Annotated in this window: 10 protein-coding genes; 4 read left to right on the top strand and 6 right to left on the bottom strand. The window is 66.3% G+C overall.

All coding sequences use genetic code 11. The features are described from left to right. Positions 1 to 259: 259 nt before the first annotated feature. Positions 260 to 463: a hypothetical protein gene (locus ACFYOW_RS41765; RefSeq protein WP_387296308.1), complete on the bottom strand. Its 204-nt coding sequence runs from the start codon at positions 461 to 463 to the stop codon at positions 260 to 262. A gap of 204 nt (positions 464 to 667) precedes the next feature. On the opposite strand from ACFYOW_RS41765, the gene ACFYOW_RS41760 reads away from it, so the two are divergent. Continuing rightward, positions 668 to 1,267 (top strand): SDR family NAD(P)-dependent oxidoreductase, encoded by a 600-nt coding sequence (locus tag ACFYOW_RS41760; RefSeq protein WP_387296306.1) that lies wholly within the window; start codon positions 668 to 670, stop codon positions 1,265 to 1,267. Positions 1,268 to 1,330: 63 nt separating this feature from the next. Here ACFYOW_RS41760 and ACFYOW_RS41755 read toward each other — a convergent pair whose 3' ends face one another. Then, positions 1,331 to 4,618 carry a protein kinase gene (locus ACFYOW_RS41755; RefSeq protein ID WP_387296304.1) on the bottom strand — a complete coding sequence of 1,096 codons (3,288 nt, stop codon included), beginning with the start codon at positions 4,616 to 4,618 and terminating at the stop codon, positions 1,331 to 1,333. A 190-nt stretch (positions 4,619 to 4,808) separates the two neighbouring features. Here ACFYOW_RS41755 and ACFYOW_RS41750 point away from each other — a divergent pair, with 190 nt between their 5' ends. Beyond that, positions 4,809 to 5,063 carry a hypothetical protein gene (locus ACFYOW_RS41750; protein ID WP_387296302.1) on the top strand — a complete coding sequence of 85 codons (255 nt, stop codon included), beginning with the start codon at positions 4,809 to 4,811 and terminating at the stop codon, positions 5,061 to 5,063. Between the two features lie 928 nt (positions 5,064 to 5,991). Here ACFYOW_RS41750 and ACFYOW_RS41745 read toward each other — a convergent pair. Both ACFYOW_RS41745 and ACFYOW_RS41740 read right to left on the bottom strand, forming a co-directional pair. Continuing rightward, the gene (locus ACFYOW_RS41745) at positions 5,992 to 7,638 is read right to left on the bottom strand and encodes an AMP-binding protein (RefSeq protein ID WP_387296300.1); all 1,647 of its coding nucleotides are present in this window, start codon (positions 7,636 to 7,638) and stop codon (positions 5,992 to 5,994) included. Further along, positions 7,635 to 9,311, bottom strand: coding sequence for a CocE/NonD family hydrolase (locus ACFYOW_RS41740; RefSeq protein ID WP_387296298.1), 1,677 nt, complete (start codon positions 9,309 to 9,311; stop codon positions 7,635 to 7,637). The genes ACFYOW_RS41745 and ACFYOW_RS41740 overlap by 4 nt, the downstream gene beginning before the upstream one ends. Positions 9,312 to 9,436: 125 nt before the next feature. Between ACFYOW_RS41740 and ACFYOW_RS41735 the strand changes: the two genes are divergently transcribed. Then, complete coding sequence (locus ACFYOW_RS41735) at positions 9,437 to 10,546, top strand: GAF domain-containing sensor histidine kinase (RefSeq protein ID WP_387296296.1); 1,110 nt, start codon at positions 9,437 to 9,439, stop codon at positions 10,544 to 10,546. After that, on the top strand, positions 10,540 to 11,145 hold the full coding sequence (locus tag ACFYOW_RS41730) for a response regulator transcription factor (protein WP_387296294.1): 606 nt from the start codon (positions 10,540 to 10,542) through the stop codon (positions 11,143 to 11,145). The genes ACFYOW_RS41735 and ACFYOW_RS41730 overlap by 7 nt, the downstream gene beginning before the upstream one ends. Positions 11,146 to 11,673: 528 nt before the next feature. Here ACFYOW_RS41730 and ACFYOW_RS41725 read toward each other — a convergent pair. Further along, positions 11,674 to 13,293: an MFS transporter gene (locus ACFYOW_RS41725; protein ID WP_387296292.1), complete on the bottom strand. Its 1,620-nt coding sequence runs from the start codon at positions 13,291 to 13,293 to the stop codon at positions 11,674 to 11,676. A gap of 689 nt (positions 13,294 to 13,982) precedes the next feature. Next, positions 13,983 to 14,492, bottom strand: a complete 510-nt coding sequence (locus ACFYOW_RS41720; RefSeq protein WP_387296290.1) for a thioesterase family protein — start codon at positions 14,490 to 14,492, stop codon at positions 13,983 to 13,985. Positions 14,493 to 14,940 lie beyond the last annotated feature (448 nt).

The raw sequence follows: 14,940 nt of genomic DNA, 5'->3' as shown, positions 1-14,940 counted from the left end.
AGGCGTATCTGAGAAAGGTTGAGCGTGAGGGGGTCTCTGTAGTACTGGCGCAGAAAACAACGAAGTTCCCGTAAGCCCTGGTGGGGGTGATTGCTTCTGAGTTGGGGTGCGGGACAGAGGTGTTGGTGCTTGGCTGGGTTGCTGATGTCTGCTTGCCGGAGGTCGGGGTTCGTGGCGACGCGGTTGTTCGCGGATGGGGAACTGGACCCCAGCCAGGCCCTCCCCGAGGTGGTCGACGAGTTACACGCGCATAGCCCGGTTATCTGGCATTGGTGCCGCAGGGCATGGCATTCACCAACGAGGTCGCAGCTCGGATCGCATTGGCTGTCCCATTCCGCATTCCCGGCCGCGCCGCACGCAACGTGCGGTGCCCGATCCTGTTCGCCGTGCGCGAGAACATATCTACGTCGGTGAGGCGTTCGAACGAGTAGTCGCCGACCAGATCCGGTTCCTCGCCACGCACGTACCGCCCACACCTTCGATGAGAAGGACCACACGTCATGACCCGGTATCCCCTGACCGGGCGCACTGTCGCCATTAACGGGTCCACCGGCGGCCTCGGCACTGCACTCGCCGCCGCGTTGCGGGCCCGCGGCGCGAACCTTGCCCTGCTCGATCTCGATGCCTACCTCGCTGGGGCGCAGGCCAGTTCGCTCGGATCGACAACGTGGCCCGCGGCTGGCGGGCCGATGTGCGCGATCTGTCGAGCTTGGAGGCCACGCTCAGCGAAGCGGCCGAGCACTTCGGGCGTCTCGATGTCGTGATCGCGGGTGCGGGAATCGACACGATGGCGCCCATGGCCACACTGGACCCGGCCGCGTTCGAACGAGTCATCGACATCAACCTCACCGGCGTCTGGCGCACCTTCCGCGCAGCACTCCCACACGCGAGTTCGCACGGCGGTTACCTACTCGTGATTTCCTCGCTGGCTGCGTTCTGGCACTCTCCGCTGCAGGGTTCCTACACTGCGAGCAAGGCCGGAGTCTGGGCGATGTGTGACAGCATCCGACTCGAGGTGCGCCACCTCGGCGTCGGTGTCGGCAGCGCCCACCCCACCTTCTTCCGCACCACCTTGATGGACGACGTCGTTGCCGATCCCGCCGGTCAGGAACTCTGGGGCGGCAACGAAAAGGGCCTGTTCAAGATGATCCCCATCGAGACCGTGGTCGATGCCATCGTCACCGGGTTGCCCGGAGCGGGAGACCTGGCACCGTGGCCGCCGTCGAAGTCCCTGGCAACGGCACCAAGAGCCGCTCACCAGCCTTGACACCACGGACCGCGTCTGGGCGAGTACGGGGGCGACCTATCGCCGGTTCCGAGGTCATCGGATTCAGGAAAGCTGCTGATGTGCCCGGTCCACGATCCAGGCCGCGATCTGAGCACGGGAGGTGAACCCGAGTTTGGTCAGGATGTGTTCGACGTGTCCCTCGGCGGTGCGCTGGGAAATCACCAGATTCGCGGCGATCTGCTTGTTGGTGAGTCCTCGGGCGATCAGCTCCGCGACCTGCTGTTCCCGCTTAGTGAGCTGCGCTGGCCGGGCGTAGGTGGGAGGCGTCTCGCTCGACTGCTCGCCGAGCGCGTAGGCCACCGCGGCGTCCAACGCCATCGCCCGCCCCCGCCGGAACGCCGCATCGAACCGTCGCTCGCCGAGCGCGCGCCGCACGATACGAACGCATTCCTCGTGCGACTGCGACAGATGCGGAAAGAAGACCGAGAACCCCGGGCTGGAGCGCAGCAGACTTTCGGCGGCACCCATCAGGACGGCTGCCCGCTCGCCGTCCTCCTCGGCGGTGATCCAGGCCAATCCCTCGAAATCGAGTACCGAGACAAGAGGGCTGCGGACACGCCGGTTCACCCGCAGTGATCGATCCAGCAACTCCTGCGCGCGTGCCCTCTCTCCCTGCCGCCAGGCAAAGATCCCCAGTCCCCACAATGTGCCCGACCGGAACAACGATTCGCCGCGCGCCTCGGTGATGGCCAGAGCTTGCTCGTGATCGGCGATCGCCCGCCGGACATCGCCCTGCGCGGCCCGCGCCCAACCGAGCGCCATCAACACCGCGATATGGAGATGTCCGGCGGGATCCGAGCCGAACACCTCGGCCGCGCGTTCGAAACACGACACCGCGCGTGCGGCGTCGCCTCTGTAGAGCGCCATCATTCCGTCGTCGGTTTCGATGAGTGCACGGTGCGGCGGGACGGAGTCGTGTTCGGCGAGCTCGCGAGCTTGGTCCAGCAGCGACTCCGCGGCCGCGAAGTCCTTTTGCTCCACGGCCATCACGGTTCCGACATGAAGTGCCCGGATGCGCGCGGGTAGCGAGCGCGCGAGCGGATGGGCGAGCACGCGGTCGATCCAGCGCCGACCTTCTCCGTACGTACCGCGGAAATTCCAGAACAGCCACAGAGCGGTGACCGTCCGCAGTCCCGACTCACCCGATTCGGCAGTGTTGTCGGACACGCAGAACTCGAGCGCTTCGCGCAGATTCAGCTGCTCGCGTTCGAGCCGGGCCAGCCAGTCGGGCTGCCGCTCGCTGATCCATCCAGCTTCGGCATCCAGCGCCAGTTGTCGGCACCAATCACGGTGGCGCCGCCGCAGATCGGCTTCGTCGCCGGCCTCTCGCAACTGCTCACGTCCGAAGTCGCGCATGGTCTCGAACATGCGGAACCGCACGCCCCTCTCGAGCTCCTCCCGCATGACAATCGACTTGTCCACCAGCGACGACAAGGTGTCCAGCAGACCCCCGCGCTCCGGCTCGGCGGTGCAGACCCGCTCGATCGCATCCATCTCGAAACCGCCCGCGAAGACGGACAATTGGGCCCACAGCCGTTGCTCGGCCGGTGTGCACAACCGGTAGCTCCAATCTACGCACCACCGCAGTGTCTGCTGCCGCTGCGGCGCTGTCCGGCTGCCGCGAGTAAGCAGTGCGTAACGATCGGTCAACCGCGCCAGGATCTGCTCGGGCGACATCGTACGGACACGTGCCGCAGCGAGCTCGATCGCCAGCGGCAGCCCCTCCAATCGGGCGCAGATCCTCGCCACGGCAGCCATATTGTTCTCGGTGACCTCGAAACCGGGCAGCACCGCCGCGGCGCGCTCGGTGAACAGCGCCACCGCGTCGTATCGAGGCAGCCCCCGCAGCGTCGGCTCGCCGTCGAGACTCGGAACGGTCAGCGGCAAGACCCGCAGCACCGCTTCTCCGGCAATATCGAGCGGCTCGCGGGTGGTTACCAGAATCCGCAGGTCGGCGCAGGACACCAGCAGCGTTTCCACCAGATCCGCCAGGGCGTCCACCACCTGCTCACCGTTGTCCAAAACCAGCAGCGCTTTCCGCGACCGCAGAAATTCCATCAGAACATCGCGCATCAGCCGCGCCGAATCGTCGCGCAAGCCCAGACCGCCCGCCACCACATCGATCAGCAGTGCCGGATCGCTCACATCGGCAAGTTCGATCAGCCGGACGCCGTCGGGAAAATCGCCTCGCACGGCCGACGCGGCCCGCAACGCCAGCCGAGTCTTGCCGACACCACCGACACCGGTCAACGTCACCAGCCGCCCCGCCGCCAGCAAGCTCTTGATCTTGGCCGTCTCCACCCGGCGGTCGATGAAACTGGACAGCTCGAGCGGAAGCTCTGCGGTGCCGGCGAAGCTTCGAACCGACTGCGGCGCAATAACTTCCGTCTTCGGCCACGTCTCGTGGCGGGGCCCGAGCGCAGCGTCGGCTGGTCCCCGCAGGGCCATCTCACCGACCTGGTACCCGTGGCGGCGCTGTACCTCTCGGATCGCCTGGCCCAGCTCCTGCGCCGACGGCCGCGCCTGCCGATCCCGATTCATCGCCGACTCCACCACCGCCGCGACGTCGGCGGGGATACCGCCTTCCCGCAAATCCGGCAGAGGCTGGCTGGTGATCCGCAGGAACTGCGCCACGACCTGCTCACCACTGCCGCGCTCGAACGCGGCATGCCCCGTCAACGCGGCGAACAGGGTCGCACCAAGTCCGTACACATCCGCCGCCGGTGTGGCTGCCTCCCCTGCGAGCACCTCGGGCGCGGTGAACGCCGGCGACGCGGTCACCACCCCCGAAGCCGTATGGAAGCCCCCCGCGATCCGGGCGATGCCGAAATCGGTCAGCGCCGGCTCCCCGTACTCGCTCAGCAGAATATTGCCCGGCTTCACATCCCGATGCATGATCCCCACGCGATGCGCGGTCTCCAGCGCACCCGCGATCTTCACCCCCACCCACAGCGCCGCATCGACCGGCAACGGCCCTTCCCGGCGAATCCACGCATCCAGTGAATCCAGCGAGTGATACGGCATCACCAGATACGGTCGCCCACTCGCGGTCACTCCCACCTGCAACACCGTGACGATATTCGGATGCCCGGTCAACCGGCCCATCGCCTTCTGCTCCCGCAGGAACCGCGCCTGATTGTCGGCGTCCAACTCCGCGGTCAGCACCTTCACCGCCACCGTGCGATCCAGGGCCGGCTGCGTACAGCGGTACACCACACCGAAACCGCCGTGCCCGATCTCCTCGGCATCCTCGAAACCCGACGCACTCAATTCCACCGCCACCGGCATGTTCAAGTCGCGGCTGGTGCGCAGCGGATCTTCGTCGACCATCAGTCACTCGCGAACAACTGGAAAAGGGCACGTACACCGGACGCCATGCGCTCACCTTCCGACACCCCAGCGTATCGCCGGCGAAGCCGAAGGACTCACGCTTCGATGCCTCGAACGTGCACTTCTCACATCCGCCGCCCTGAGCGCGCAATTCCTCAGCGTCAACGAAACCGCGACCAGCATCGTCACCATGTTCGGCATCGCCGTCTCGATCGACTACGCGCTGTTCATCGTCGAGCGCGGCCTGGATCGTGCGCTGGCGGCTGGCGTGCGGGACATCGCCGGGTTCGGCAGCGTCACCGAGACGTTCGCCAGACGGAACCTCAACCGGACGGTGCACGAATCGCTGGCGATGTTCGCGCCGGTCGTTGCCCGCGCCCGCCAAGCGGACCTGGGCGCGCGCGGCTACCTGTACATGTGCTTCGGCGACCCCGTGGGAGGGTGAGGTTCCGGTCGCGCGCCGAATTGGTGGAGGCTGGTACGCCAGATGTAGTCGGGGGTCGGTTCACGGATGTGGGCCAGGACGCGGGTGGCGATGCCCTCGCCCCAGAGGTGCTTCTCCACGTCGAGGTTCCAAAGGGTGATTGAGCGGACATCGGTGGGACGGCCCTCGGTGATTGGCGGGCCGTCGTGCTCGTATCGGATCGCGCGCTGGATCTGGCGCCGCGCACGGAGGCGGCGCTGTGCTTTTGGGGTTGTAGGAAGGTCCCCCAAGCTCCCCAGAAATAGCGGGTCAGGCCGCTGCTCGCGGCGGGGGCCGAAGAGTAAACGTCCGCCGCCCGACTGTCGCGAAGACGTCTCGCGTGGAGGGTCTTGTAGTAACGGAGAGCTGCGGCGAGTTGTAGAAATGCCGGCAGAACAACTGGGCCTTACCGACACAGCGCGGAGGGACTTCGCCGGTGCTGCGGTCGGCCGTGGCGCTGCTGGCGCCAGGATGGGTTCTGACGGAGCGGGTCACCGCCGGGATGGCGGCTAGTGACCAGCGTGGCCGGTCGGTGATCCCCTTTTCTCGCTCGCATACTCGCAGAAACCAGGATCGCCGCGCTCAAGTCGAGGTCGCCACGGCTCCGAGCCGGTTGAGGACCGCCCGATGCAACACCTCGCTGGGCACCAGACCGGATAGCGCACCCCCGGCGCGGGTGTGATCGCGCCGAGGAGCTCTTCGGCGTCGGCCAGCTGGGGGATCCACTTCGCGGGGACAAAGCTGGTCGTTTCGACCAGTGTGTGCCCGGCGTCGACGAGCCGGGCGACGAACTCGGCGTTGACCTCGACCGGCAAGACGACAGCTTCGTTCTGGAGGCCGTCCCGGGCCGACTTCGCAGATCGTCATCCGGGACGGCAGGCCGTCGAGCGGCGTGGTGCCGAAGTCCGTGTCAGGCGTTCCGGACCGTGGCGGCTTCGCCCAGATCGAGGAGCTGCACGGATTTCTCCCGCATCTCGATCTTGCGGACCTTGCCGGTGACGGTCATCGGGAACTCGTCGACGACCAGGACGTACCGCGGGATCTTGTAGTGCGCGAGTTTCCCGGTGGCGAAGGCCCGCAGGCTCTCGGCCGTCACCTCGCCGACGCCGTCGCGGAGTTTGACCCACGCGCAGAGCTCTTCGCCGTACTCGAGGTCCGGGACGCCGATGACCTGGGCGTCGACGATATCGGGGTGGGTATAGAGGAATTCCTCGATCTCGCGGGGGTAGATGTTCTCGCCGCCGCGGATGACCATGTCCTTGATCCGGCCGGTGATGTTGACGTATCCGTCGGCGTCCATGACGGCGAGGTCGCCGGTGTGCATCCACCGCGCGGCGTCGATGACCTCGGCGGTCTTGCCGGGATCGTTCCAGTAGCCGAGCATCACCGAGTACCCGCGGGTGCACAGCTCGCCCGCCTCGCCATGCGGCACGGTCAGGCCGGTGACCGGGTCTACGAGCTTGATCTCCAGGTGCGGGTGGACCCGGCCGACGGTCGAGACGCGCAGGTCGAGCGAGTCGTCCATCCGCGTCTGGGTCGAGACAGGGCTGGTCTCGGTCATGCCGTAGCAGATCGTCACCTGGTTCATGCCCATCCGGGACACGACCTGCTTCATCACCTCGATCGGGCACGGCGAGCCGGCCATGATCCCGGTGCGCAGGCTCGACAGGTCGTAGCCGGCGAAGCCCGGGTGGTTGAGCTCGGCGATGAACATCGTCGGCACCCCGTACAGCGAGGTGCAGCGCTCCTGCTCGACCGCCGCCAGGGTCGCGCCGGGGTCGAAGCCCGGGGCCGGGATGACCATGGTGGCGCCGTGGGAGGTGCAGGCCAGGTTGCCCATCACCATGCCGAAGCAGTGGTAGAACGGCACCGGGATGCACACGCGGTCTTCCGGCGTGTAGCCGCAGAGTTCGCCGACGAAGTAACCATTGTTGAGGATGTTGTGGTGCGAGAGGGTCGCGCCCTTGGGGAAGCCGGTCGTCCCGGAGGTGTACTGGATGTTGATCGGGTCGTCCGGGGACAGCGCCGCCTGCGCCTCGGTCAGCCGGGCCGGGTCCCCGCCTCGGCCGGCGTCCAGGAGCAGGTCCCATTCGCCGGACCCGATCAGCACCACCGAACGCAGCTCGGGGCAGTTCCCACGGACTTCCTCGATCATGCCGGCGTAGTGCGACGTCTTGAACTCGCGCGCCGACACCAGCATCGAGATTCCGGCCTGCTTCAGCACGTATTCGAGTTCGTGGGTGCGGTAGCTCGGGTTGATGTTGACCAGGATCGCGCCGATCTTGGCCGTGGCGTACTGCAGCAACGTCCACTCCGCCATGTTGGGCGCCCAGATCCCGACCCGGTCGCCCTTGGCCACGCCGGTCTCCAGCAGCCCGAGCGCGAGAATGTCGACGTCGGCGCGCAGCCGCGCGTAGGTCCACCGCCGGCCGGTCGCGACGTTGACCAGGGCCTCGCGGTCCGGGCCTGCGGCGACCGCGCGGTCGAAGTTGTCGCCGATGGTGTCGCCGAGCAACGGCACGTCGGAGGTGCCGGACGCGTAGGAGGCGCGGTTCACGCTCGACCTTCCGGAGCCGGGATCACGGGGAGCACGATGCGGGAGAGTCGGGTGGCGTCGTGGGCGATTTCCTGGTGGGCAGTCTGCGATCGCGTGCCGTCCCCGGTGTTGAGGTTGCGGTCCCAGCGCGGGAAGTTGCTGGAGGTGACCTGCACCCGGATCCGGTGCCCGGCCAGGAACACATAACTGGTGGACCACAGGTCGACGATCTGCTCGGTGAACTCGCCCGGCGTCGCGACCGCCCGCACGATCCCGTCGACGATGTTCCGGGACACGCCCTGGGGGTCGACGTCGCAGAGGCGCACGACCCAGTCGGTCGTCGGAGCGTCGGTCGCCGCGGTGAGGTGGGCCCGGACGCGGCCGGTGACCTCGAGATCCTCGGCGAGCGGGTCGCTCGTGTAGACCAGGACGTCCGGCCGGGCTTCGACTTCGGCCTGGTCCAGCGGACCGGGCGGGAACTCGTTCGACATCAGCAGGGCGCCGCCGGTGGTGGGCACCGGGTTGGCGGGGTCGTAGCGGTAGCTGTCGGCTCCTTCCCCGGCGTCCGGGGCTTCGAAGGCGAGCCGGTGGCCCGCGCGCAGGTACAGGTCGGTGTCGACGGCGCGGGCGAGTGGCCACTCCTGTTCCTCGCGCCACTGGTTGATCCCCATGACGAACAGCAGGACCTGCGGCAGCTCGGGCTGCGCCGGGCCATCGCCGGGGGCGAGCCACCGGCGGAACCAGCCGAGTTCGAGGTCGGCGAACCGGCCGCGGAAGCCGAGGAGTTCGGTGCTCGCGGCCATCCCGAAGTTGACGTCGCCGAGGTACCCCGTGCTGCCGAGGTGTTGCCACGGGCCCATGACCAGGTTCGCGGGCCGCCCCGCCGCGCGCATGGCCGCGTAGTTGTCGAGCGTGCCCTGACAGAAGATGTCGTACCAGCCGCCGGAATGCAGGCTCGGCAGGTCGATCTCCGCCTGCCGCCCGGCGACCCGGCACGAGTCGCTCCAGCCGGGCTCCCGGCGGGACCGTTCGAAGCCGAGTTCCGGGATGCCGTGCCGTTCGAAGACAGGGTGGCGGTCGGCGGGCAGCTCCCAGTAGGTGGTGGACGCGACCGTGTCGGTGTCGGCGATCAGGGCCATCAGTGCCTGTCCCTGGGCCATCGGGTCGTCGGCGTGTCGGCGCAGCAACGTGTCGATGCCCTGCATGAGCGACCAAGGCACGGTTATCCCGAGTTCCCGTGCACCCCCGCGGGCGTGGAGCCCGTCGTCCGGCTCGGACCAGGTGAGCCCCGGCGAGATCGCCTTCAGCTCCGGTGGCTTCGACAGCGCGGCCATCCACTGGGTGTTGCCGAGGTAGCTGACCCCGAACATCCCGACGGATCCGTTCGAGCCGGGGAGCGCGGCGGCCCACCGGACGGTGTCGTACCCGTCGTCCGTTTCGAAGGTGAAGGGGTCCCATTCGCCGTCGGAGGCGTAGCGGCCCCGGGTGTCCTGGACGACAACGAGGAACCCGCGCCGCGCTTTGCCGACCGGGTCGATCACGGCGGCGAGCAACGGCTGGTTCTTGCCGTACGGCAGCCGGGTCAACAGCACGGGCCACGGCCCCTCACCCGTGGTCCGGTACACATCGGCCCGCAGCACGACGCCGTCGCGCATGGTGGCCGGCACGTCGTGTTCGATCGTTACGTCAAGCATGGGTAGCCTCGTTCCTCGCACCGATGGGAGCGACCGAACATTGGCAGGCCGGTGACCTCCCGTGGCACACCCGAATGGGTGTAGTGGCTCGTGACAGACCCCGGCGGGCCGTGTTCAATGTGGACATGCGGGCGCACCCCCTCCTTCTCCTAGATCTCGGGGAGCAGTACGCGAATCTGCTCACGGCGCTCGACCGTGGCCAGACGCTGCGGCGCGCCGTGGCGCTGCTCGCCGAAGGTTCGGAGGTCGCCTGGTCAGCTCACCCGGACGCGGACGGCGTCCTGACGCTCGATCAGATCACCGGCGACCGCAGCGGTCTGCTCCGGGCGCTGCGGGTGCCGGTCGGCACGGGCCTGACCGGCAAGGTGTTCCAGGCCGGGCGCGTCAGCTGGGTTGACGACTACTTCGGCAGCCCGGACATCACCCACGACTTCGACCGTCACATCGCCACCGAAAACGTGCGGCGGGTACTGGCCGTCCCGTTGCTCCGCAACGGCGAAGCCCTCGGCGTGCTCGCCCTCGGACCGCGTGAGGACGGAACCTTCGGCGACCGCGAGGTCGAACGCGCCTCGGCGATTGCGGCCCAGGCCGCACTGGCGGTTTCGGTCGCCGAACGCGCACGGCTCAGCCGCGAGATCGCGGTCCACGAAGAGCGCCGCCGGATGGCGGCCGACCTGCACGACAGCGTCGGCGCCCTGCTGTTCGCCATTGGTTCGGGCGTGGCCGACCTCGCCGAAGCCACGAAGGCGGACCCGGAACTGCGGGCCCGGCTCGACCGGCTGCAGACGCAGGCCGAGGAGGCCACCACGGCGTTGCGCGATTCGTTGCGCACGCTGCGTTCGTCGCCGGCCGCGCTCGCGCTCGGGGTCGCCCTGCGTGCCGACTGCGCGGCCTTCGCCGATCGCACCGGGCTGCCCGCGGAACTCGTCATCCTCGACGAAGACCCTCCCGAACTCGCCCCGTCCCGCTCGGACGTCCTGCTTACCGCCGTCCGTGAAGCTCTGCTGAACGTCGAAAAACACGCCCGAGCCGGGGCGGTCACGGTGTCGGTGCAGCGACGCGATCCCTGGCTGACGGTCGCGGTGCACGACGACGGTGTGGGCCTGCCGCCCGACCACTCGCCCGGGCTCGGCCTCGCCAGCACCGGCGAAGCGCTCGCCCGGCTGGGCGGTTCGGTGCGGGTGGTGTCCGATCCGGACGGTGGCACGATCTGGCGAGCCCGACTGCCATGCTGACCCGCGAGCAGACCCGGATCGTAATCGTGGACGACCACCCGGTCGTCCACGACGGGGTGGCCGCCCAGCTGCAGCGATATGCGGACATGGTCGTCGTCGGCCGCGCCACCACCGGCGCGGCGGCGGTAACCGTCTGCGCCGCGGAACGACCCAACGTGGTGCTGCTCGACCTACGGCTGCCCGACTGCCTCGCCGCCGACGTCGTACCCGAACTACACCGAGTCAGCCCGGGCAGCCGCATTCTGTTGTTCACCGCGTTCCCCGAACACGCCGCCGTGGCGCCGACCCTGGCCGCCGGTGCCTGCGGCATCCTGGTGAAACACGCGGGCAGCACGGCCATCCGCGACGCGATCCGCAGCGTCGCCCGCACCGGCACCTTCCAGACCGAACCGTCCGCCTCGTCCACCGCACCGGTGACCGCGCGCGAGTACGACGTCCTGCGGCTCGTCGCCGCCGGGCACACCAACCCCGAGATCGGCACGGAGCTGAACCTCTCGGTCAACACCGTCAAGACCTACCTGCGCACGGTGATGCACAAGCTCGCCGCCCGCAACCGGGCCCAGCTCATCGCCAACGCCCGCGGGCAGGGCCTGCTCTGAGCTGTCATTTGTGCAGCGGACTAGATTTCAAATTTGAACAACATGTAGGCCGCAGTGGTGGCGGAACCCCGGTGGTTGAACGAGCGTGAGACGAGGCTCTGGCAGAACTTCCTGGCGGCAGGAGCGCTGGTGGAGCGGGAGGTCGACCAGCACCTCAACAGGGCATATTGCGTGTGGGTCAAGCCCTCCCTCTTGCCCCCGGCTGAAACCAGAGACCCCAGGACCCGCAGCTGACCACCGCCCCGTCCGCGAATAATGATAAGAAGTGTGAGCGCCGCCTCGGGTCGGCCGTGTGGCCGCCGTAGCACGCGGATGCCGTGGTCTGCGATTGTGGCATGGCCACCGAGCAGGCGGAATTATGAACCCCCGGTGCCGTCACCACGCCTTCCGCTGACGCAGTTGTAGCATCAACGACACGTGAATTCTGGGTCTGGCGCAATTGTGATTTGCGCCGTACCCGTTCCGTCCGCCTGTCGGCGGACGGAACGGGGGCAGGCGGAAATTCGATTGCCAGGGGCACCGAGCCGATCAGTACGCGGTACCTCCGGTGGTGGGCGTCCTTCCATGTCGCATGAGTATTGCGATGATCAGGGCGACAACCGCGGTAACGACCCCGAACCAGAACCCCAATTCGTAACCTCGGTCAGCGAATACCTGTGGGATCACTGTGGTTTGCGGCGGTTGTCCAGCTACGCTCACGCTGGCCTGCAGCGGGTTGGCGTTGACAAATGCGGTGACGATCGCGACACCAATCGCGACGCCCATGCTCTGCACGACTCCGAGCATGCCGACACTGATGCCTTGCTGTTCCTGAGGTACAGCTTCGACGATCAGATTCGGGGCCGCGGCGTAGTAACAGCCGAGAGCCAGCCCGAACACCGCGTTGGTGACAGCAAACAACTGCCAGGAGTGCGGACCGACCGCTTGGGCAACTCCGACCACCGCGAATATCGCGACGGCGAACAACAGCGGGAGCCGTGCACCAAGTTTGCGGGCGACCACACCCGCAACGATGCCCATGATCATCGACAGCACACCTTGCATCAGTGAAATCTTCACGGCGAAGTCGAGCAATCCGAAACCGTCGCCGTAGGTGTAACCCGGATCAAGAGTGACTTGGACAAGCTCGGGTGGCATTTGCTGACCGGTCATCTCGGCAACCTTCGCGAGCGTTCCCTGTATCACGCCTTGTTTGATCACCCCCTCGTCTGGTGTCTGCACCATGTAAGCGATGGCGTATCCCTGGACGCCAATGATGCACGACGCCAGCAATGCGCTGAGGATCACCAGGCTCATGCGTGGATGCAACAGCATCTTCATATCGATGATCGGGGTGGTCGCACGCAATTCGACGACGACGAATGCCATGAGCAGGAGCAGGCCACCGACGAGCCAGGCAAGTGTGGTGGGGCGGGCCCAGCCCCAATCGTGGCCCTTGTCGACGTAGATCAAGATCAATGCGGCCCCGATCGAAATCAGCGCAGCCCCAACGACGTCGATGGGTTCGCGGACGCGCAGCTTCGACTCCGGCACGAGCACTAGTACCAGCGGCAACAACACCATGGTGAACGCGAACAGGAACCAGAACATCGCCCGCCAGCTGTAGTTGTCGACCAACCAACCGGCCAACAGCGGTGCAACAGCGGCCGAGAAGCCGAATCCCGTCGAGGTGACGCCCAGCCCGATCGTCACGTACTTGCGTGGCATCAGATCCCGGATCAATCCGTAGGCCACGACCACGGTCGCTATGGCGAACGACTGCAGGCAGCGGCCCACCAGGAAGATCGGCCAACTGCTGGTCGTCGCGGAGATCAAACAACCGACCGCGAACAGGACGCCGCAGAGGACGAACATCCTCTTCTTCCCCCACACGTCGCTCATCTTGCCGATCAGCGGCGACGCCGAAGCCCCGATCAGCCCGAAAACGATCATCGCCCAGGTGATATTTGCCCCCGCCTGCGGGAAAGCGGGAGCAATTTTCTGTAGGGCGGCAGCGACCATCGTGTACTGGATCGGGGCGATTTCGCTGAACAGCACAATGATCGCGAGCAAGGAGAAGATGCGTAGTTTCGACGCACCTTCGAGTCGACCGGTAACGTCCGGACCGTTGGACGCCCCTGCGTCATCGAGTGTGGAAGTTGTGGACATTCCAACCCCTTTCGGGATTTGTAACCAAAGAGAATGGCGTGAACCATGTCACAGCCGCCGATGTGCGCTATCGGTCGATTTCACTCACCGAAACACTGTCTGGTCGAAGGATTTCGGTCGGTGGACATCCCGGTACCATCGCGGGACGCAGGCGACCACAATCACCTCGAATGACCACGACCGCCCTGGTCGGGCGATTGCGTCTGCCGCACCCGGCGAAGATGCCAGGAAGTAGGCATGCGAGATCCCGTTGTGCAACCTTCGCGTGATCGAGCTCGTCACGGAGACCACCGACAAACGTGTCGAGCGGGATGACGCTTCGGTAGGCCACCGCCGCACTACGTCCGCTCATGCCGCCTGTCACACGACCGGCACAGCGCCGAGATGCGCTACAGATCAGGACATTCCGTACTGCCGAATTGCAATCTAGCCCGAAAAATCCGGCTCGATAGAATGACTGCGATTGAAAGTCCAGACCCGAACTCTCCGCTGACCTACGACAGAGCAGTGCGCACAAACTCACACCTTGCGCCGCAACATCGTCCACGACGTGTATTCGGCCCGACACCCGCTCGGCAAATAACCGTCCGCGCCGTCGCAACGCCCGTTCCACCGTCGAGGGCGATACCTCGTGTCCGTAGAGCGTTGTTTCCGATTTCCCTACTCGTCGAGGTGATGCGGCCACGCGGTCATCGACCGACGTTCATCGTTCCGCAGGTCGGTGCGGGCCAATCCGTAGCATCGGAAACGGCGATGTACTTGTCGAATCCTGCAGCGATATCCTGCGGAAACGCGGTCGATCGTCGACGCTCGAGATCGACATGGACCAGGACGAGTTCGACGGTGCTGGCAAGTCGATCGTGGGATCGATCGAGCAGGAAGGTCAGCATCTGCACTGCTTTGTCGGTACGGCCCAGCACTCGCGAATGTGCCGAGAATGTGTCGCCTTCGTGCAGCTCACTGTAGTAACGCAAATGGTGCTCCGCCGCAAACAACCCCATTCTCCGTACGGCGCGATAGGTGTCGTCGACACCGATGTCCTTGACGACAGTTTCGGCACAATCAGAGCAGAACTCCAAGTAGTGGCGAATGTTCATATGGCCGTTCTCATCGATGAAGTCCGGTGTGACGACATCCTGCGCCTGGTGCGGCAAAGCCAAGACCTGAGCGACGGTGGGCAGCAAGTCGACGCGCGCCATAGATATCCCTTCGGTGCCGCGAACATGATCGGCAATGCTGCAACGTGGGGTGATGCTTCGCGCCACTATCGTCCATTCAGTGGAACTTCCGTCGTCGCTGGTAGCGGAACGAGGCGGCAGACTCCGCCCGCGATAATGTCGCCTGGCTCCATTCAGGTGCCCGCGCGTGCTCTGAGTGCGTCGACCACTGGCACGCCTATCACGGCTATACCTGCGTAGTTGGGGTGCACAGATGCGGTGTTTGCGACAGCGCGGCTCCTAGCCCCCGCATCAGCGTACTGACTGGCGCTGTGGTCGCCGCTCGCGCTGTAAACATCGGCTCGGGCATGCCGAATGTCAATGGCCAGTTGCGGGTGGCTCTGGCACACTTTCGATGACGGCGTGCTAATCGACCAGGAGCACACGGCGGCGAAGAAGATCGAAGTTGGCTCTGCCAAACATTTGCCGC

The sequence above is a fragment of the Nocardia sp. NPDC006982 genome (assembly GCF_042869435.1).
In the GTDB taxonomy this organism is placed as follows: domain Bacteria; phylum Actinomycetota; class Actinomycetes; order Mycobacteriales; family Mycobacteriaceae; genus Nocardia.
Note: the sequence above shows the minus strand (reverse complement) of the source record. Positions and strands in the feature narration are given on the sequence as shown.

Excerpts from the sequence above, each read along its gene's own strand:
- ACFYOW_RS41755 (WP_387296304.1), bottom strand. The coding sequence starts at position 4,618 with ATGGTCGACGAAGATCCGCTGCGCACCAGCCGCGACTTGAACATGCCG.
- ACFYOW_RS41735 (WP_387296296.1), top strand. The coding sequence starts at position 9,437 with ATGCGGGCGCACCCCCTCCTTCTCCTAGATCTCGGGGAGCAGTACGCG.
- ACFYOW_RS41730 (WP_387296294.1), top strand. The coding sequence starts at position 10,540 with ATGCTGACCCGCGAGCAGACCCGGATCGTAATCGTGGACGACCACCCG.
- ACFYOW_RS41720 (WP_387296290.1), bottom strand. The coding sequence starts at position 14,492 with ATGGCGCGCGTCGACTTGCTGCCCACCGTCGCTCAGGTCTTGGCTTTG.
- ACFYOW_RS41725 (WP_387296292.1), bottom strand. The coding sequence starts at position 13,293 with ATGTCCACAACTTCCACACTCGATGACGCAGGGGCGTCCAACGGTCCG.
- ACFYOW_RS41750 (WP_387296302.1), top strand. The coding sequence starts at position 4,809 with ATGTTCGGCATCGCCGTCTCGATCGACTACGCGCTGTTCATCGTCGAG.
- ACFYOW_RS41740 (WP_387296298.1), bottom strand. The coding sequence starts at position 9,311 with ATGCTTGACGTAACGATCGAACACGACGTGCCGGCCACCATGCGCGAC.